The sequence below is a fragment of the Paenibacillus turicensis genome (assembly GCF_050461185.1).
GTDB lineage: Bacteria > Bacillota > Bacilli > Paenibacillales > Paenibacillaceae > Fontibacillus > Fontibacillus turicensis_A.
Genome location: NZ_JBCMOR010000005.1, coordinates 1,436,542 through 1,455,195, shown reverse-complemented (window position 1 = coordinate 1,455,195; position 18,654 = coordinate 1,436,542). Strand labels below are relative to the sequence as shown.

Sequence of the window (18,654 nt, the reverse complement as noted above, 5' to 3'; positions counted from 1 at the left end):
TTCGCTATAATGATGAAAACATGTATATTTACTAATTTTATCTTATAATTGTGTTAAGGATAAACAGGAGGTAGGTTCTTTTCGTCGAATTAATGGTTGAGGTGATTTGAGGTGAGACTAAACACTGAAAATTTACTGATGATCATTTTTACATGTTTTTTACTTTATTTGATTTATTATGGATTACGTTCTTGGCTCAACAAACCAATTTCTATAGGCTCACATTGGAAATTCGAATTTAATGATGAGATTATAGATCACCCTGCTGTCACTTTATTAGAGGAACATGGTTATGAGGTCGTTAGCGATAAGATGAAGGTTCCCCTTACATTTGATGTGAATGGGAAGGAATTACACAGTCGTATATTTATAGATTATATTGTGACTAGACATCAGCAATATTATCTTGTACGGACCTCTAAAGAAAGACTCAATATGGAGTGGACAGGGAGTGGAGTAAGGAAGGAATTATTGCCTTATTTACTTCTCTATCCCGAGTGTGCGGGTGTGTTATTTGTAGATTTAGAGCGTAATGAAATCAAAGTGGTTAAATTAACTAGTAATGAAGATGATGAGGAATAAACCTAAGTTAAACATAATTGGAGGATAAAATGAAGGGTCAAAGGCATATTAAAATTCGCGAAATTATTGCAAATCAAGAAATCGAAACACAAGATGATTTAGTATCATCACTAAGAAATGCTGGTTTTCAAGTTACCCAAGCTACAGTATCAAGAGATATAAAGGAATTAATGCTAATTAAGGTTCCAACGGATGAAGGAAAATATAAATATTCTATGCCAACCGCACAACGCTATAATCCTGTACAAAAACTTCAACGTGCTTTAGTGGATAGCTTTGTTAGTATTGATCACACTGGTAATTTGGTTGTAATTAAGTGCTTACCAGGAACTGCAAATTCTGTAGCTGTTCTCATTGATAACATGGAATGGTCAGATTTATTAGGTACTATTTGCGGAGACGACACGATATTAATGATTTGCAGAAACGAAGAGTATAGTGAATTTATTATTAATCAAATTATGGGTTTCATTTCATAAGTAGCTTGCGGTTGGTGTTAGTGAAAGGAGTTGCGCTGTCTTGTTAGTTCATTTATCTATTACTAATCTGGCAGTGATTGAAGCGGTTGAAGTTGACTTTCATCGTGGCTTTCACGTGCTTACAGGTGAGACAGGTGCAGGGAAATCGATCATTATTGATGCGTTAGGCTTAATTGCAGGTGCAAGAGGATCTGCTGATTTAATACGTTATGGCTGCGAAAAGGCTGAGATGGAAGCTTCTTTTGATTTAGATGAAGGTCATATTGTCTGGCACATTTTAGATAACCTCGGGATACGTGCAGAGCGCAATGAACTACTCATTATTCGGCGTGAAATTAGTCAACAAGGAAAAAGCACAGCAAGAATAAATGGACAGCTTGTTAATTTATCCATGCTCCGTGAAGTTGGAGAAAGTCTCATTGCTTTGCATGGTCAACATGATCATCAAAATTTGCTGCGCTCAGAAAGACATCTCGGCTTGCTTGATGCTTATGGTGCAGAGGCGATTAATCCTGTTAAACAGCAATATCAAGAAATATTTAAATCCTTTATAAAAGTAGATAAACAATTTAACGAGTTACGTAATACGAATCAACAATCGTTACAGATGCTCGACCTATATAAATTTCAGCTTGAAGAGATTGCAGCGGCGGGACTAAAAGAAGGTGAGCAAGAATTACTTTCAGAAGAAAAGCTAAAACTAACCCATAGCGAAAAAATGATGGGTGCAATTTCTGAAGCTTACCAGTTATTGTATGGAGCTCAGGGCTTGGATACGATAGCAAGGGCGGTATCAAGAATGCAGGATATTTCCGCATTTGATCAAAAGGTAATCGGACCCATTGTAGAGCAGCTTCAATCCGCTTTTTATCAATTAGAGGATGCTTCTTATGCTTTACGTGATTATCGTGAAAATATTGAATTTAACCCTTCGCGCTTAGATGAGGTAGAGGATCGATTAAACTTGATTTCATCATTACGCCGTAAATACGGGGATAACATAACTGATATTTTAAGCTATTACGAAAAAATTAAAGCGGAAGCTTATGCGCTTGAAAACAAGGATGAACTGTTGGATCAGCTCCAATCAGAGCGAGACAAGCTGATGATTGAGTTAATGCAGCAGGCGATGGCTTTGTCAGCGATACGTAAGAAGAAGGCTGAGCAGCTAGCGCAGGAAATTGAAAATGAGCTTAAAGATTTGCAAATGAATAAAACAGTATTTCAAGTACAATTCCAAATGAGTCAAGATGTAGCTACTGGTACAGAATGGCAAGGTCAAAAAATAAAACCATCCAAGCACGGTTTGGATATTGTTGAGTTTTTAATTTCTGCTAACCCAGGAGAACCGCCTCGACCTTTGAGTAAAATTGCCTCAGGTGGAGAGCTTTCTCGTATTATGCTGGCATTAAAGAGCATTTTTGCAAAGCATGAATCGATACCTGTGTTGATATTTGACGAAGTAGATACAGGAGTGAGTGGACGAGCGGCACAAGCGATTGCTGAAAAGCTATATCGTTTATCTAATGGTTGTCAGGTGTTCTCCATTAGTCATTTACCTCAGGTGGCTTGTATGGCAGATGAACAATACTTAATCGAAAAAATGATTCAGGATGAGCGTACGGTCACTAAGGTGGAAGCTCTGTCAGGTGATGGCAGAATACTGGAACTTGCACGTATGCTCGGAGGCGTAGAAATCACAGATAAAACGTTACAGCACGCACAAGATATGCTTCATTTAGGTATGTCACAAAAGGCTTCTTTTAGCATGGCTGAGTAATCATTGACAGTCATAAAACAGAATTCGGGGGGTATCTTATAGGTACGCAATTGGCGACCACCTTTTCGTCAAGCGAAAGAAGCAAAGGGAGCGTGACAGCCATTGAACCACAATCTCAAGAAAAGATTATCCGGTCTTTTACTTGCTTTCTTCTTTTGTTTAGCAAGCAGCATGTTGCTTAAAACTGCTTCCCCCTTATTTTATGATGAAATCCGCCTCGTTGAAGGCGAAAATCATCAGCTTACACTTGCTTTACCCGTTCAAACTGAAGTGACAGTGGATCATCCTGATGTTGTTAAGCTAAATGATCGCAGTGATGTCACCTCATGTTTCTCCACAGGAGGCCCTGTAACATTATCTTCATTAAATAGTGGCCAAGCAGAGCTTGAAATGAAGCTGTTTGGACGATTACCTTTCAAAACGGTCAAGGTAAATGTTGTTCCAAATCTAAAAGTAATCCCAGGTGGACAAACTATTGGCGTTAAAGTTAAATCTGCCGGTATTTTAGTTGTGGGACATCATCAAGTGTCAACAAAAAAGGAGAAGATTTCTCCTGGAGAGTTAGCTGGCATTCAGCCAGGCGATCTAATTACCCATATTAATGGAGTGTTATTAAAGGATGTACAGCACGTTGGTAAAATTGTGGAGTCGTCGGCTCCAAACAAGCAACCTTTAAAAATTACTTACAAGCGTGAAGGCAAGGTGTATCATACAAAGCTGTCACCTGCATTTGACAATGAAGATCAGGCATGGCGACTGGGGTTATACATTCGTGATTCCGCTGCGGGTGTAGGAACCTTAACCTTTTATGACCCAGAGCATCAGGTATATGGTGCATTGGGACATGTTATAACAGACATGAACACTCAAACACCCATCGTAGTAGGTAGTGGAGAAATTTTAGAATCCAGTGTGACCTCGATTTCCAAAAGTGAAAGTGGGGAGCCGGGTGAAAAAAGAGCTCATTTCTTAAAAGAAGGTAAAGTTTTAGGTAATATTGAGCGGAATACTCATTTCGGTATTTTTGGTAAAATGGAGTCAAATCCAAGCCATAGTGTTTATCAGCAACCCATTCCAGTCGCATTTGCGGAGGAAGTGAAGGAAGGACCTGCTGAAATTTTAACTGTAGTTGAAGGACAAAAGGTTGAACGTTACAAAATTGAGGTTGTTCATGTCTCTAAGCAAAACTCACCACAAACTAAAGGAATGGTACTTCGTATTACTGATCCTAAATTGATTCAAAAAACAGGCGGAATTGTGCAGGGGATGAGCGGCAGTCCAATTATTCAAAATGGCAAGCTCATTGGAGCAGTAACACATGTATTTGTGAACGATCCTAAATCAGGTTATGGCTGTTTTATTGAATGGATGCTACAGGATGCGGGTGTAGTTAAAAATCAGAGCCAAAATACAGTTGCAAATCTTAAGGCGAGCTAATCGCCTTAAGATTTTTTTTGTTTAATTTTTATTAAGCTAAAATCCTTTAACAATAAAATAATACCTAAAAATGTCGAATGATCACGAACTAAATCACATGCTGTTGATAAATATTTTATTATAGCTCAACCTCAAAAAAAAATAAAGAAAAATAATTTTCGACAGGAGGAATTTACCTTTGGCTGTCGAATCCTTAATTTAGAGAAAATAAAAGAAAATTTTTCTAATTTTAAGGAGGAAGTTGTCAGTGCAGAAAATTGAGGTGTTATTAGCGGACGATAATCGAGAATTTACTAACTTGCTTGCAGAATATATATCGGAGCAGGACGATATGGTTGTCACAGGGATAGCATACAATGGCGAAGAAGTATTAGAGATGATCGAAAATGCAGACAAAATTCCTGACGTTTTAATATTAGACATTATCATGCCGCATCTGGATGGACTTGGTGTATTGGAACGTTTACGTGATATGAACTTGTCTCCACAACCCAAGATCATCATGCTGACAGCTTTTGGTCAAGAAAACATTACGCAACGTGCAGTTCAATTGGGCGCTTCTTATTACATTTTGAAGCCGTTTGACATGGAGGTATTATCTAATCGGGTTCGTCAGCTTGTAGGTGTCAGCCAAAGCCTTACGTTAGGATCAACAACATCATCCTCCTACACAAAAGCTAACATCGTTCCTTTAGGAAAAGGAAAAAATTTAGACGCTAATATTACTGCCATCATACATGAAATCGGAGTTCCTGCACATATTAAAGGATATCAATACTTGCGTGAAGCCATCACAATGGTGTATAACAATATAGAAATTTTAGGTTCCATTACAAAAACATTATATCCCGCCATCGCTGAGAAATTTAAAACTACACCTTCTCGTGTAGAACGTGCGATAAGACATGCCATTGAAGTTGCATGGACAAGAGGCAACATCGACTCCATTAGCCACTTGTTTGGCTACACCATTAACATTAGTAAGTCCAAACCAACTAACAGTGAGTTTATTGCGATGGTTGCTGATAAGCTCAGAATTGAGCATAAGGTGTCTTGAAAGTCATTGGATACAAATAAAAAGGGTAATGACTAAAAAGGTTATTTCAAACAATAAGATAGTTAATAATACGTTCACTTTTCGAGAATTTTCTCGTCTGGGTGGGCGTATTTTTTATTTACTATAACTAGTGACACAAATTCAATACATTATATTGGAAAATATTGTGGTTGTATTACAGCTTTTAATGTAAAATGAAAGCGACATGAATAGAAGTAAAAATACATAATTATAAGGTGGTCTATTTTACATGTTAGTGATGGGTATTATTGGTGGAATTTTTGGAATTCTTAGCTCGATTTTAGCTATGATTGTTGGAGGATTAGGTTCGGCAATTTCTATAGATGGAGCTGACGAAGTTATCGTACAGGGTTTTATTGCGATGTTGTTTAGCATTTTAGGTATTATTGCAGGTGCAATCTCTAAGAACAAACCCAAAATGTCAGGATGGTTATTGCTTATTTCAGGCGTAGGTGGCTTTATTAGCATCGCTTTATTTTATATAATTTCAGCTATACTTTTTATTGTAGCTGGTTTTATGGGCGTTTCATCAAAGCAAAATACTGTACCTGCTGATAGATCAAGAGGGATGTGAGTTTATTTCTTGAAACTGATGTATTTTTGAAATAACTTAAAGGATGTGCATGTATGAAGCGTAAACATAAGATAACTTTTGTTATATTAAGTATTATTTTGCTTGCTATAGTACTAACACCAGTAATTTATGTACAAGCGAATAAAATCATATATGCACATCGGGTAACTCAATATTTATTAGGAGAAAAGAAATACACTAAAGATGAGATTGAAGAAGTTCGTGGGGTATGGGGGATTAAGTTGCCACCATTTTATGCTGTAGTTAAGTTTAAGGATGAGCCAGATGTTGAGTACATATATTTTGCACATAACAGCGTATTTCAATTTGCCTACAAGATCACAGAAGAGGGTTTGAAAAAACAACTAACTGAGAAACAATTAAAACACTTTGATCCGAAAAACTGGTAAATTATTAGATTGAGAAAATTACTGTCTAGAGTCACTTACATATGGGAAGGGGAACATCATGATCATTAACGATAAACAATTTCAAGCAAAAGGTCTGCACTATTGTATTCGGTCTGCTACCCCAAGTGATGCAAAAGAATTGTCTGAGTTGAGATTACAGCTTGATGGTGAAACAGAAAATCTTGATCGGGAAAGCGGAGAAGCTTTTATTGATGAAGCAGCATTTAAACAATTAATAGAGGCCGATACAACTGGATCAAGAAACTTATTTTTAGTAGCTGTTGTGGATAATGTAATTGTTGGCTTTTCAAGGTGTGCTGGAACGTACCTCAAAAGATTTTCTCATAAAGTTGAATTTGGTGTATGCGTATTGAAAGAGTTTTGGGGATATGGAATTGGAAAAAACCTCCTAACACAATGTATTGCTTGGGCTGACTCTAATAATGTTAAAAAAATAACGCTAAGTGTTTTAGAAACTAATACAACTGCAATTGAGTTATACGAAAGATTCGGATTTGAAATCGAGGGTATTTTAAAAAATGATAAGATTTTATCTGACGGAAAATTTTATAATACAATTTTAATGGGAAGATTTAATAGTAACTAATAATAAGTGGAACACCGGCACAACTAAACCGTACTGTACTCAAACCCATAGTCTCGCTCCACCTTGCAAATTCTCGTTTTATACGTGGCGTACCATTCCGATTTCCCTTTTTGTTGTGCAACCAAATGTCTTTCGTTTTGTTTCCACTTCTTTATTGCTTCGAGAGAGTCCCAATAAGAAACGGTAATCCCCACCTCTTCTCGTGCGCTCTCCATCCCTAAGAACCCTGCTTGTTTACAGGCTAGATTGAACATCTCTTCCGCCATTTCACCGTAACCATGATCTCCTTCTGTTCGTTCCGAAGTGAAAATGACTGCATAATACGGTGGTTGTGGTGTTTTTGCTATTTCGCTCATAGTAACTCCCCTTTTATAGTTTTTTTATCAAAGTACTCATTATAGAATGAAGGTCACTTGTTGTAAACTTTAAAATTTTTATTGATAATTTTTAATATGAACTAATGAACTGATTTTTTACATAAAAGTGAAATGATAAAAATGTTATAAAAGACTTAATCGTGAATTGGAATTGTTACCTACGACCTAATTTATGGATAATATGATTGATTGTGGTTGGAAAGGGTTATTATCTTTATGCAACTAAAAACAACCAAAAGGAGTGTTTTATTAATGAACATGAAAAAAACGTTGTTTAGTTCCGTACTATCTTTAGCACTTTTAGTAACAGCAGCTCCAGCCTTCGCAAGTGAAGGAAATGTAAGCTCAGCTTCCTCATCAACAGCAGGAATTACCTCCAATGTGACGATTCAAAAAATTGAAACTAGATATATCTATCGCTCTGTAAATCAGTTTGCGAGTTCCTTCGTAGAAGGTGGAGTGACTTGGTATTTAAAAGGAGTTACGTATGAGCATAATCGATATGTTGCTCGCTACGAAGGCCATGTGTCTTAATTTTATATATTGTATTGGCTAGAATAATATAATTGATACTAAAATGCCCAACAGCGTTGTGTCACAACGGAGGTTATTCCCCTAAGTGAGACATCGTTGCTTGGGCTTTATTTACATTTTTAAAAAATCTATATACCCCAGAACGGTAATCCCAACATCATTCTCGTGTGTTTTCCATCCCTAGAACCCAGCATGCTTAGAAGCTAGATTGAACAACATTTAATATTTCTTCCGTAATTGCAACATAACTTTTTGTATTAATTACTGCAAAAGACTTAATATGGTTATTTCGTATTACTTCATATTACCTAATTTATGGATAATATGTTTTGTTGTGGTGGAAAGAGGTTACTATTTTTATGCAACATAAAATTACTAAAAGGAGTGTTTTATCAATGAACATGAAGAAAACGTTATTTAGCTCAGTCCTTTCTCTGTCACTACTGGTATCAGCAGCTCCGGCATTTGCAAGTGAGTCAAGTGTAAGTGTGAATCCTTCTCCATTACAGGTTCAGTCGGAGAAGTCAGATGTAACCACGCAGGCTATTTATTATCGATATATATATAATTCAGTAAATCAATTTGCTAATTCTTTTACTGAGGATGGGATTACGTGGTATTTGAAAGCCATCACTTATTCTAACGGTCAATATATTGGTCACTATCAAGCAAATATTTAAATTTGATATCTTTAAAATCTTAAAATAATCTTAAAATTACTAAAAGGAGTGTTCAGTTGATGAATGTAAAAAAAATATTGTTCAGTTCAGTGCTTACTTTATCAATGATGGTATCAGCAGCTCCAGCTTTTGCAAGTGAAGGTCAGGCAGCTCCTACTAATTCAGTTGTGAGAGCTGAGATTTCACCACAAGCGATTATAAATAGAACTGTACCTAATACCGTAAATGTGTTTGCGAACTCCTTCACTGAAAATGGAGTTACTTGGTATCTGAAAGGTATTTCCTATTCAGGTGGCATGTATTACGGGCATTATCAGGCTAATATCTAAAATTAAAGTTTTAAAATTGATAGTCTAAGTAATTTCAGTAATAAATATGTTAATAGTAAAACACCACATGTTAATCTAGTTTTTAATGATGACTAAATCATTGAGCTAATTAACAGTGGTGTTTTTTATTTTAGCTTCAAAATTGTAGCTTTAATTCGATTCGCTTTCGTTATTTTAGGAATGTTATAATAGGACAGGAATTAATGTGTTTTTAAAGTCTAACTTATTCGGAGGAAACAAAATATGAGTCTTGATCAAGGACTGGACTTAGCTAAGTTTGAGGCAATGTTAGAGGATGAGGTCATGTTGCCAGAACATAAGAAACTGGTTAGTGAGTTATTATCTCAAGCCCAGCAGCTTCAAGCAGAAAATGGACGGTTACGTAAGGCGGTGCTTTTTCATTCTCAAAAGGGCTCGCGTATGTCTACGAAATTAAAGGATGCATTATATGAATAATGGATTTGAACCATAATATTGAATACTAGTTAACACGTATGTTTCATATATGAATGTAATAGATTATGAATGAAAACGATGGAGGTAGGAGAATGTCAATCACATGTGATGTAGCTATTCTTGGTGGTGGTACAGGAGGATATGTTGCGGCGATTCGTGCAGCACAATTGGGGAAAAACGTAGTTATTATTGAGCAGGATAAATTGGGTGGAACATGTCTTCATCGAGGTTGTATTCCTAGTAAGGCGTTATTACGTAGTGCGGAGCTATATGCGCAAATGAAGGAAAGCATCAAATATGGGATTGAAGCAACAGGTGTAGAGCTTGTTTTTCCTAAGGTACAAGAACGCAAGCAAGGCATTGTAGATCAGTTACATAAAGGCATTCAATATTTAATGAGTAAAAATAAAATTCAGGTTATTCATGGCAAAGGTCGAGTGATTGGCCCCTCTATTTTTTCGCCAAAAAGCGGTGCGGTTGCAGTAGAGCTTGAAGATGGGGAGATGGAAACGGTGGTTTCCACTAACCTGATTATTGCAACGGGCTCTCGTCCAAGACAACTTGGAGGATTATCACCTGATGGTGAATACATTTTAAGCAGTGATGAGGCACTTGAGTTACAAGAGCTTCCGTCATCGATGATTATTATTGGTGGTGGCGTGATTGGCGTTGAGTGGGCTTCTTTGCTTAACGATTTTGGCGTGAAAGTAACCTTGGTGGAGGCGGCTGAGCAGCTCCTTCCTAATGAGGATGAAGAAATCGCAAATGAGCTCCGTAAGGCATTACAGAAAAAGGGCGTAACGATTTACACTGGTGCGATGATAAATGCTTCATCTTATACGGTTCAAGAGGGTAACGTACAGCTCACAGCTAGACATAAAGAAAAAGAAATCACACTGCATGGAGACAAGCTATTAATCTCTATTGGTCGTGAAGCAAATGTAGATACCATCGGAATTGAAAACACAGATATTGCCCTCGAAAAAGGATTTATTAAAGTAAATTCAAATATGCAAACTACGGAGCCCCATATTTATGCGATTGGCGACTGTGTTGGTGGCTTACAGCTCGCTCACGTTGCGAGTCATGAAGGTGTTGTGGCTGTAAATCATTTGGCGGATCAACATGGACACAAGTTTAATAGTTTACATGTTCCACGCTGTGTATATAGTGCACCAGAGGTGGCCTCATTAGGATTAAGTCAACAGCAGGCGGTAGCGCAGGGATATGAGGTGAAGGTAGGTAAGGTTCCATTTGCGGCAATCGGCAAGGCTTTAATTCAAGGTGAAAAAGACGGTTTTGTTAAAATTGTTGCAGATGCTAAAAGTAATGATATTCTAGGCGTTCATATGATTGGGCCTCACGTTACGGAGCTTATAAATGAAGCCGCATTAGCCCAAATTTTAGATGCAACACCTTGGGAAATTGGACAAGTTGTATTTGCACATCCGAGTCTTTCTGAAATTATAGGAGAAGCTGCGCTTGCTGTAGATGGAATGGCAACTAGTGTTTAAAATGAACATTTTCTTTTTTTGGCAAAAAAGCGTATACTGGTATCAGGTACTAATTTAGTACCAGGTTTTAAGATGAGACAATAAAGATTCTATTCAATTAAAATCTCTTTAATCTTTTATAATTGAAGGAGGGAACTCCCATGAATGTAAAAAGTGTGACAGAAGCAACGTCAAGACATAAGCAGCTTGGTTTATCTGATGCTGAGGTTGTAGACATGTACAAATATATACTGCTCGCTCGTAAATATGATGAACGAAATCTATTGCTACAACGTGCGGGGAAAATTAACTTTCACGTTTCAGGGATTGGGCAAGAGGTTGCACAAGTAGCGGCAGCTTTTGCTTTGGATCGGGAGAAGGATTACTTTTTACCTTATTATCGTGATTATGGGTTTGTGCTTAGTGTAGGGATGACGTTACGCGAACTCATGTTATGTGCTTTTGCCAAGGCAGAAGATCCTAATAGTGGTGGGCGGCAAATGCCTGGACACTTTGGAAGTAAGAAGCTACGTATTGTAACCGGCTCTAGCCCTGTAACAACGCAGGTTCCACATGCTGTAGGTGTAGCTTTGGCTGCTAAAATGAAAAAACAAAAACTCGTGTCATTTGTTACGTTTGGAGAAGGCTCAAGTAATCAGGGTGATTTCCACGAGGGCTTGAATTTTGCAGGTGTGCAAAAGCTGCCTGTTATTGTGATGTGCGAAAATAACCAATATGCAATTTCTGTGCCAGTAAGCAAGCAATTAGGTGGACGTGTTGTTGATCGTGCTGTAGGATACGGCATGCCTGGTGTACGTGTAGATGGCAATGATGCACTTGAAGTATATCGTGTCGTCAAAGAAGCACGTGAGCGTGCCATTGCAGGTGAAGGGCCAACCTTAATCGAAGCGATGATGTATCGTCTTTCTCCTCACTCTACGTCAGATAATGATCTGGCTTATAGAACGAAGGAGGAAGTAGACGAGAACTGGGCGAAGGACGGGATTCCTAAGCTGAAGTCTTATTTAGTGGAGTGTGGACTATGGGATGAGGAGCAGGAGGAAGCCTTGGTGAAGGAAATTCAGAAGCAATTGAAGGATGCCATTGACTATGCTGATGCTGCGCCATTTCCTAAGCCTGAGGATACATTGCTACACGTATATGGTGATAGTGAGGGGGATCAGTAATTATGCCAGTGATGGAATATATCGACGCAATCCGGCTTGCCATGCAGGAGGAGATGCAGCGTGATGAGAACGTATTTGTAATGGGTGAGGATGTTGGTGTTAAAGGTGGCGTATTTACAACAACCAAAGGCTTGATTGAGCAATTTGGCGAGGAACGTGTCATTGATACCCCCCTTGCAGAATCTGCGATTGCTGGTGTAGCGATTGGTGCCGCCATGTATGGTATGAAGCCCATTGCTGAAATGCAATATTCTGATTTTATGTTGCCAGCGACGAATCAAATTATTAGTGAAGCTGCTAAAATCCGTTATCGCTCTAACAACGATTGGACTTGTCCACTTGTTGTGCGTGCGCCGATTGGTGGGGGGATTTTTGGGGGGCTATACCACTCCCAATGTGCGGAGTCGATCTTTTTTGGAACACCGGGCTTAAAAATTATTGCGCCTTATTCAGCTTATGATGCAAAAGGCTTACTGAAGGCGGCAGTTCGTGACCCTGATCCTGTTCTCTTTTTTGAAAATAAAAAATGCTACAAGCTTATTAAAGAAGATGTGCCTGAGGATGATTACATCGTACCTATTGGGAAAGCGAACCTGCTTCGCGAAGGGGATGACATTACGGTAATTAGCTACAGCTTACCCCTTCATTTTATTATGCAAGCGGCAGAGGAGCTGGAGAAAGAGCAAGGAATTACGGCGCATGTGCTAGATTTGCGTACACTTCAACCGCTTGATCGTGAAGCGATTATCGCTGCGGCTAAAAAAACGGGCAAGGTACTGATTGTACATGAGGACAACAAAACAGGTGGCGTAGGTGCAGAGGTGTCTGCCATTATTTCTGAAGAATGTTTATTTGAGCTTGATGCACCGATCAATCGTTTGTGTGGTCCAGATGTTCCTGCAATGCCGATTAGTCCGCCAATGGAAAAGTTCTTTATGCTCAACAAGGATAAAGTGAAGGAAGCTATGCTACAGCTAGCGCTGTATTAAGCAAGGAGTGAAAATGTGATGTTAAAAAGCAAAAACCTAGTAGATGTTGTCATGCCTCAGCTCGCAGAATCTTTAGTATCGGCTACGATTGCCAAGTGGTTAAAAAAACCAGGGGATAATGTTGAGGAATATGAACCGATTTGTGAGGTCATCACAGATAAAGTCAACGCAGAAATTCCGTCTACGATGGACGGGGTTATGGGCGAAATTTTGGCAGATGAAGGGCAAGAGGTTGCAGTTGGACATTTGATTTGTCGGATTGAAGTCGCAAGTGAAGAGCAAGGACAAATGAATCAAGGCATTGATCAAGGTCATAGTCAAATCAATGTAAGTGAACAAGTCAGCATGAACAACCAAGTGAATGTAGGAAACCAATTAAATGTGAACAACAATGTTGGTGGAAGTGACAACTCAGCGTTGCGTGGACGTTACTCCCCTGCAGTATTAAGTCTTGCAGCAGAGCATGGGATTGCGTTAGAGCAGCTTCAAGGCTCTGGATTAGGTGGAAGAATTACACGTAAGGACGTGCTTAATTACATTAAGTCTGGTGCATCTACATCGTCGCAAAGAGCTACATCGTCAACAGCAACAGCACCATCTGCATCAATCAGCTCAGTGCCTACTGCACCTGCTAACCCTACACCAATTGCTGTTGAGCAGCCTAAGGTAGTGCCAGTGCGCAATTCTGGACTTCATTTATCTGAAACGCCTGCCATCCCTAAAATTGAAGTGGAGGCTGGCAATCGTTCTGAATACTTGATTGATGTCACACCAATTCGTAGTGCAATTGCAAGAAATATGCGTCAAAGTGTATCGGAAATACCGCATGGCTGGATGATGATCGAGGTAGACGTTACGAATATGGTACAGCTTAGAAATAAGCTAAAGGATGACTTTAAGAAGAAGGAAGGTATTAATTTAACATACTTAGCCTTTATGATGAAGGCAGTTGTGAGTGCGATTAAGGATTATCCAATTATGAACTCCGTGTGGGCTGTGGATAAAATTATCGTAAAACGCGATATTAATATCTCCTTAGCGGTTGGGACAGAGGATTCAGTGTTAACCCCTGTCATTCAAAAGGCAGATCAGAAAAATATTGCAGGCTTAGCAAGAGAAATCGATGATTTAGCAAGCAAAGTTCGTGCAGGCAAGCTAAAACTGGATGATATGCAAAATGGGACATTTACGGTGAACAATACAGGTTCATTTGGCTCCATTTTGTCTCAGCCTATTATTAACTACCCGCAGGCGGCAATTTTAACCTTTGAATCGATCGTGAAGAAACCGGTCATTATTAATGATATGTTAGCAATTCGCTCGATGGCGAACTTATGTTTGTCATTGGACCATCGTATTTTGGATGGCGTCATTTGTGGGCGGTTTATGCAACGTGTGAAGGATAATATCGAGGGCTATACTTTAGACACACAGGTGTACTAATTGATGCTCTAAAAAACAAAAAAAGTGAAATAGAGCGTAGTTATCCCGTCTCTTTCACTTTTTTTGCGTGTTTTAATCTTAAATTCCTTTTAGGTTAAGTACATATCATTATTTGGTTTTGCTTATCTAAATAGGAGTGGTTCTAATAACGCAAGTAATGAAGAGCCAACCATGGCAAATAGCATAATGTAAACGACGATTTTAAATGTTTTTTTAGACATATCTGGTTCTCCTTTAATTATTAACATTCTTATCATATTAACCTAAATTTCCGTAGGAGGAAAGTACAATGATCATGAAGGAACGAGTAATTGGAAAATTTCTGGAGCTTATTGCAATTGATAGTGAAACAAAAAATGAACGAAATATTGCAGATGTATTAAAAAAACAATTAGCTGACCTAGGATTAGAAGTCATTGAGGATGATTCCTACAAAAAAACTGGCCATGGTGCAGGTAACATTATTGCAACGTTAAAGGGTGATGGAACAAGCAAAGCAGAGCCGATCTTACTCACTTGTCATATGGATACGGTCGCGCCAGGTAATGGCATTAAAGCGATTGTTGGTGAAGATGGCTGGATTCGTAGTGATGGCACGACAATTTTAGGTGCGGACGATAAAGCCGGTTTAGCGGCTTTGTTCGAAGTGATTCAGGTCATTCGTGAGAACAACCTTCCCCATGGACAAATTCAATTTGTGATTACCGCGGGTGAGGAATCAGGTCTACAAGGCTCACGTGCATTAGATGCTAAATATTTGGATGCAAAGATGGGCTTTGCGATTGATTCTAACGGTGAGGTGGGAACGATATGTGTCGCTGCCCCAACGCAAACACGTGTGGAGATTGAGATTTTTGGCAAGTCAGCACATGCGGGGGTCAATCCAGAGGATGGAATTAGCGCTATTCAGGTCGCAGGTAAAGCGATAGCCCGTATGAAGCTAGGACGTATTAGTGACGATACTACCGCGAATATCGGAAAGTTTGAAGGTGGTGGGGCGACCAATGTGATCCCTGACTATGTCAAACTATATGGTGAAGCTCGTAGCTTGTATCAAGATAAAGTGGAAGCACAATTAGCTTCTATGAAGGAAGCAATGGAGTCTGCTTGTCAGGATTTTGGAGCACGTGGAGAGTTTACGAGTGAAATGTTTTATCCTGCTTTTCATTTAGAGGATGATGCTCCTGTTGTACAACTAACTAAACGTGCGGCTACTAACCTTGGACTATCTGGCGCGACGTTCGTGTCAGGTGGAGGTAGTGATGCTAATGTATTTAATGGGTTAGGGATTCCTACAGTCAATCTTGCTATTGGTTATGAGGATATTCATACGACAAAGGAACGAATCAAACAAGACGATATCGTAAAAATTACAGAGCTTTTATTAGAAATAATTAAGCAAACTGTACAGTAATTGAACGTCCAATAAAGAGAAAAATCTACAAAACCCGAGAAGCTAATCATCATAATTAGGCAATCGGGTTTTTAGCTTTCCTGTGATCTTGTGTATGCCAGTCCGTTGCATCAACAATTTGAATGCATTTTGTTAGGTGAGCGATATACGTATTAATTTTGTCCACTTCTTGGGGTGTTGGATGATAGAGCTCAATTCTACGATGCAAATTTTGTATGTTTTCATGAAGAGATGATGAGGCTAAAGCATAATAAGCCTGACCTGCATGTGGATGACGAAGGGTCAAAGTCTCAAAGAGCCGAGAAGCTTCACCGTAGTTGCCATCATCATAGGCGATTACAGCCTTAATCCAAGTGAGTAGGAAATAAGCATAGCTATGGATGTTTTGCTCAATCTGCTTTATTTTGCATTCATATTCTAGTAGTTTTTGCTTCACAAGCTCCGTATAGCCATGTCTATACAAAGCATCAATATAAACGCTATACATGTATTCGCATGGATCAAGGGCAACGAGATTTTCAGCCTCAGAAAATTGCTGTGAAGTAACATATTGCTCTATCAAAATGTCAATGGGTATAGACTTGTTATCGTTAGGCTCTGGAACAACGTGCAAATGCACTTGCTTCGCTTTATTCATGGTAGCCTGCCACCTTAGCCTCTACTGTGCCTTGAATGGCTACAACATCCCTTAATAAAACATCAGCCTGATAGTTTCGTAGCCATTGCTTTAGCATAATACGGATTTGCCAAGCCTTTCCTTGCAACGTAAGCTGACCATTACCAAAATATGATTTCATGACAAGCCTCACTCCTTTAACATAGATTTGCTATAATAACACCATATGATCATGGTGGACAGGTTATGTCTTAAATAAACTATCTTTTTAACATAAATTAATAGATTACTATTTTGCGCGCTGTAATGCGTTAGGAGGAAGTTAATTGAAAAAATCATCGTCATCCCCACTTAATGAAACAACAATATCAACAGAATCTATTTTTAAGGGGAAAGTCATTTCGTTGCAGGTGGATACTGTACAATTACCAGATGGTAATCAAGCGACACGTGAGGTTGTGAAGCATCCAGGGGCAGTATCGGTGCTTGCTGTACATGAAGGACGCCTATTGCTGGTCGATCAATTTCGTCAGCCAATGGGACGTTGTGAGCTGGAAATTCCCGCAGGCAAGCTAGAAAAGGGTGAAGACCCGATGGAAGCGGCAAAACGGGAGCTACAAGAGGAAACGGGGTATACCTGTGGGAAGATTGAACCTCTACATTCTTTTTATACTTCGCCTGGGTTTGCGGATGAAATTATTCATTTATACATTGCTTCTGATTTACAAAAAGGGGAAATGTCTTTAGATGAGGATGAATTTTTAGAAGTATATGAAGCCACATTAGAGGAATGTGAGGCTTATATTGCAGAGGGACGAATTGCAGATGCGAAAACGATCCTTGCGGTGTACGCGTGGAAGCAAGGTTTACTGGATAAAGAAAATAAAGGATTGTGATCATGATCGAAAATCTCAACGAAGATCAACAAGGGCAACATGAGGATGAACATTTACATGTACATGAGCATCAAAATGAAGAACTACTTTCTCCTTATTATGCAGATATGCATATTCATATTGGGTCTACCTCCCAAGGTCAAGCCGTTAAAATAAGTGGCAGTCGTGATTTGACCTTTGAAAATATTGCAAAAGAGGCCAGAGATCGCAAGGGGATTCATTTAGCTGGCATTATTGACTGCCATGCCCCTGGCGTTCAATACGATATTCAGTCTTTACTGGATTCTGGCGAAATGACAGAGCTTGAGGATGGGGGGATCTCCTATCAAGGCACGACCTTGTTACTTGGAAGTGAGCTTGAATTTCGGGAGCCAGGGATGGGGCCTGCACATGTGCTTGTCTTTTTCCCTTATTTTTCGGATATTGTTGCCTTTACAGCATGGTTAAAGCCTTTGATGAAAAATGTCAATTTAAGCTCACAGCGTGTTCATGCACCAGTACTAGATATCCAAAAAGAGGTATACAGTCGAGGTGGGATGATGATCCCTGCCCATATCTTTACGCCTCATCGTAGTATTTATGGCACGTGTGCAGATAAAATGAGTAATGTGCTTGATCCTAAGCTACTGCATGGGGTGGAGCTAGGCTTAAGCGCGGATCATGATATGGCTGGACTCATCAGTGAACTCGATGACTATACGATTTTAACAAACTCAGATGCCCATTCACTTAAAAAAATCGGTAGAGAATACAACAAGCTTTTGCTACAAAAGCCAACGTATTTTGAATTTGAAAAAGCTTTACTTCGCCAAGAGGGTCGAAAGGTGATCGGAAATTATGGTCTGAACCCGAAACTAGGCAAATACCATCGCACGCATTGTACACAGTGTGGCAAAAATATGGATGAAATTGGCGTTAAGGGTGAGTTGTGTCCAGCTTGTGGCAGTAAAAAAATCGTAACGGGTGTGATGGATCGGATATTAAGTATTGCAGACCGTAAAACACCCAAGCTTCCCCCACATCGCCCACCTTATCACTATCAGATTCCTCTGGAATTTATTCCAGGCTTAGGTCCCGCTAAGCTTCGTCGCTTACTAGAGACCTTTGGCACTGAAATGACAATTTTGCATGAGGCATCTTATAAAGAGCTGGATACGATTGTAGGAACTGAGCTAGCAGGTTACATTTGTGGTGCAAGACGTGGAGAGCTTGTCGTTTCTGTTGGTGGTGGTGGCGTTTATGGAAAAGTTCAACGCATGGAGCAGGCACACAAATAATTTTCTAAATCTATAT

General features: G+C 39.1%; 23 protein-coding genes. 19 read left to right on the top strand and 4 right to left on the bottom strand.

Features of this window, described 5'->3' with window-relative positions:
- Positions 1-138: 138 nt before the first annotated feature.
- From ABE099_RS08985 to ABE099_RS08950, 8 genes are all read left to right on the top strand, one after another.
- Complete coding sequence (locus ABE099_RS08985) at positions 139-582, top strand: hypothetical protein (RefSeq protein WP_430029478.1); 444 nt, start codon at positions 139-141, stop codon at positions 580-582.
- A 29-nt stretch (positions 583-611) separates the two neighbouring features.
- Positions 612-1,061: a transcriptional regulator AhrC/ArgR gene (ahrC, locus tag ABE099_RS08980; RefSeq protein ID WP_430029476.1), complete on the top strand. Its 450-nt coding sequence runs from the start codon at positions 612-614 to the stop codon at positions 1,059-1,061.
- Between the two features lie 40 nt (positions 1,062-1,101).
- Positions 1,102-2,841 carry a DNA repair protein RecN gene (gene recN / locus ABE099_RS08975; protein WP_430029474.1) on the top strand — a complete coding sequence of 580 codons (1,740 nt, stop codon included), beginning with the start codon at positions 1,102-1,104 and terminating at the stop codon, positions 2,839-2,841.
- A 102-nt stretch (positions 2,842-2,943) separates the two neighbouring features.
- Positions 2,944-4,278, top strand: coding sequence for a SpoIVB peptidase (spoIVB, locus tag ABE099_RS08970; protein ID WP_430029471.1), 1,335 nt, complete (start codon positions 2,944-2,946; stop codon positions 4,276-4,278).
- Between the two features lie 247 nt (positions 4,279-4,525).
- The gene (spo0A, locus tag ABE099_RS08965) at positions 4,526-5,335 is read left to right on the top strand and encodes a sporulation transcription factor Spo0A (protein WP_430029468.1); all 810 of its coding nucleotides are present in this window, start codon (positions 4,526-4,528) and stop codon (positions 5,333-5,335) included.
- A 250-nt stretch (positions 5,336-5,585) separates the two neighbouring features.
- The gene (locus tag ABE099_RS08960; RefSeq protein ID WP_430029466.1) at positions 5,586-5,930 is read left to right on the top strand and encodes a DUF4064 domain-containing protein; all 345 of its coding nucleotides are present in this window, start codon (positions 5,586-5,588) and stop codon (positions 5,928-5,930) included.
- Positions 5,931-5,983: 53 nt separating this feature from the next.
- Positions 5,984-6,340: a DUF3139 domain-containing protein gene (locus ABE099_RS08955; protein ID WP_430029464.1), complete on the top strand. Its 357-nt coding sequence runs from the start codon at positions 5,984-5,986 to the stop codon at positions 6,338-6,340.
- A gap of 58 nt (positions 6,341-6,398) precedes the next feature.
- On the top strand, positions 6,399-6,947 hold the full coding sequence (locus tag ABE099_RS08950; protein WP_430029462.1) for an N-acetyltransferase family protein: 549 nt from the start codon (positions 6,399-6,401) through the stop codon (positions 6,945-6,947).
- A 23-nt stretch (positions 6,948-6,970) separates the two neighbouring features.
- Here ABE099_RS08950 and ABE099_RS08945 read toward each other — a convergent pair whose 3' ends face one another.
- The gene (locus ABE099_RS08945; RefSeq protein ID WP_430029459.1) at positions 6,971-7,303 is read right to left on the bottom strand and encodes an antibiotic biosynthesis monooxygenase family protein; all 333 of its coding nucleotides are present in this window, start codon (positions 7,301-7,303) and stop codon (positions 6,971-6,973) included.
- A gap of 273 nt (positions 7,304-7,576) precedes the next feature.
- Between ABE099_RS08945 and ABE099_RS08940 the strand changes: the two genes are divergently transcribed.
- The 8 genes from ABE099_RS08940 to ABE099_RS08905 all read left to right on the top strand — a co-directional run bounded on the left by ABE099_RS08940 (position 7,577) and on the right by ABE099_RS08905 (position 14,435).
- The gene (locus tag ABE099_RS08940; protein ID WP_430029457.1) at positions 7,577-7,858 is read left to right on the top strand and encodes an LCI fold-containing protein; all 282 of its coding nucleotides are present in this window, start codon (positions 7,577-7,579) and stop codon (positions 7,856-7,858) included.
- A 395-nt stretch (positions 7,859-8,253) separates the two neighbouring features.
- Positions 8,254-8,538, top strand: a complete 285-nt coding sequence (locus ABE099_RS08935; RefSeq protein ID WP_430029455.1) for an LCI fold-containing protein — start codon at positions 8,254-8,256, stop codon at positions 8,536-8,538.
- A 59-nt stretch (positions 8,539-8,597) separates the two neighbouring features.
- Positions 8,598-8,867: an LCI fold-containing protein gene (locus ABE099_RS08930; protein ID WP_430029453.1), complete on the top strand. Its 270-nt coding sequence runs from the start codon at positions 8,598-8,600 to the stop codon at positions 8,865-8,867.
- Between the two features lie 243 nt (positions 8,868-9,110).
- Positions 9,111-9,323 carry a hypothetical protein gene (locus ABE099_RS08925; RefSeq protein WP_430029451.1) on the top strand — a complete coding sequence of 71 codons (213 nt, stop codon included), beginning with the start codon at positions 9,111-9,113 and terminating at the stop codon, positions 9,321-9,323.
- Positions 9,324-9,415: 92 nt separating this feature from the next.
- A complete protein-coding gene (gene lpdA, locus ABE099_RS08920) occupies positions 9,416-10,837 on the top strand; it encodes a dihydrolipoyl dehydrogenase (RefSeq protein WP_430029449.1) in 1,422 nt (473 codons plus the stop codon).
- 140 nt (positions 10,838-10,977) lie between these two features.
- Positions 10,978-12,003: a thiamine pyrophosphate-dependent dehydrogenase E1 component subunit alpha gene (locus ABE099_RS08915; RefSeq protein ID WP_430029447.1), complete on the top strand. Its 1,026-nt coding sequence runs from the start codon at positions 10,978-10,980 to the stop codon at positions 12,001-12,003.
- A 2-nt stretch (positions 12,004-12,005) separates the two neighbouring features.
- A complete protein-coding gene (locus tag ABE099_RS08910) occupies positions 12,006-12,992 on the top strand; it encodes an alpha-ketoacid dehydrogenase subunit beta (protein ID WP_430029445.1) in 987 nt (328 codons plus the stop codon).
- 18 nt (positions 12,993-13,010) lie between these two features.
- Positions 13,011-14,435 (top strand): dihydrolipoamide acetyltransferase family protein, encoded by a 1,425-nt coding sequence (locus tag ABE099_RS08905; protein WP_430029443.1) that lies wholly within the window; start codon positions 13,011-13,013, stop codon positions 14,433-14,435.
- A gap of 122 nt (positions 14,436-14,557) precedes the next feature.
- On the opposite strand, the gene prli42 is transcribed toward ABE099_RS08905, so the two are convergent.
- The gene (gene prli42, locus ABE099_RS08900; protein WP_210090249.1) at positions 14,558-14,656 is read right to left on the bottom strand and encodes a stressosome-associated protein Prli42; all 99 of its coding nucleotides are present in this window, start codon (positions 14,654-14,656) and stop codon (positions 14,558-14,560) included.
- 68 nt (positions 14,657-14,724) lie between these two features.
- Between prli42 and ABE099_RS08895 the strand changes: the two genes are divergently transcribed.
- Entirely contained in the window at positions 14,725-15,849 is a 1,125-nt protein-coding gene (locus ABE099_RS08895; protein WP_430029440.1) for a M20/M25/M40 family metallo-hydrolase, read from the top strand.
- A gap of 55 nt (positions 15,850-15,904) precedes the next feature.
- Here ABE099_RS08895 and ABE099_RS08890 read toward each other — a convergent pair whose 3' ends face one another.
- Positions 15,905-16,486: a hypothetical protein gene (locus ABE099_RS08890; RefSeq protein ID WP_430029438.1), complete on the bottom strand. Its 582-nt coding sequence runs from the start codon at positions 16,484-16,486 to the stop codon at positions 15,905-15,907.
- A complete protein-coding gene (gene mciZ, locus ABE099_RS08885; RefSeq protein WP_430029436.1) occupies positions 16,479-16,646 on the bottom strand; it encodes a Z-ring formation inhibitor MciZ in 168 nt (55 codons plus the stop codon). The genes ABE099_RS08890 and mciZ overlap by 8 nt, the downstream gene beginning before the upstream one ends.
- Positions 16,647-16,791: 145 nt before the next feature.
- Between mciZ and ABE099_RS08880 the strand changes: the two genes are divergently transcribed.
- Both ABE099_RS08880 and ABE099_RS08875 read left to right on the top strand, forming a co-directional pair.
- Positions 16,792-17,361: an NUDIX domain-containing protein gene (locus ABE099_RS08880; protein ID WP_430029433.1), complete on the top strand. Its 570-nt coding sequence runs from the start codon at positions 16,792-16,794 to the stop codon at positions 17,359-17,361.
- Between the two features lie 107 nt (positions 17,362-17,468).
- Positions 17,469-18,638, top strand: coding sequence for an endonuclease Q family protein (locus ABE099_RS08875; protein ID WP_430030551.1), 1,170 nt, complete (start codon positions 17,469-17,471; stop codon positions 18,636-18,638).
- The last annotated feature ends 16 nt before the right edge of the window (positions 18,639-18,654 follow it).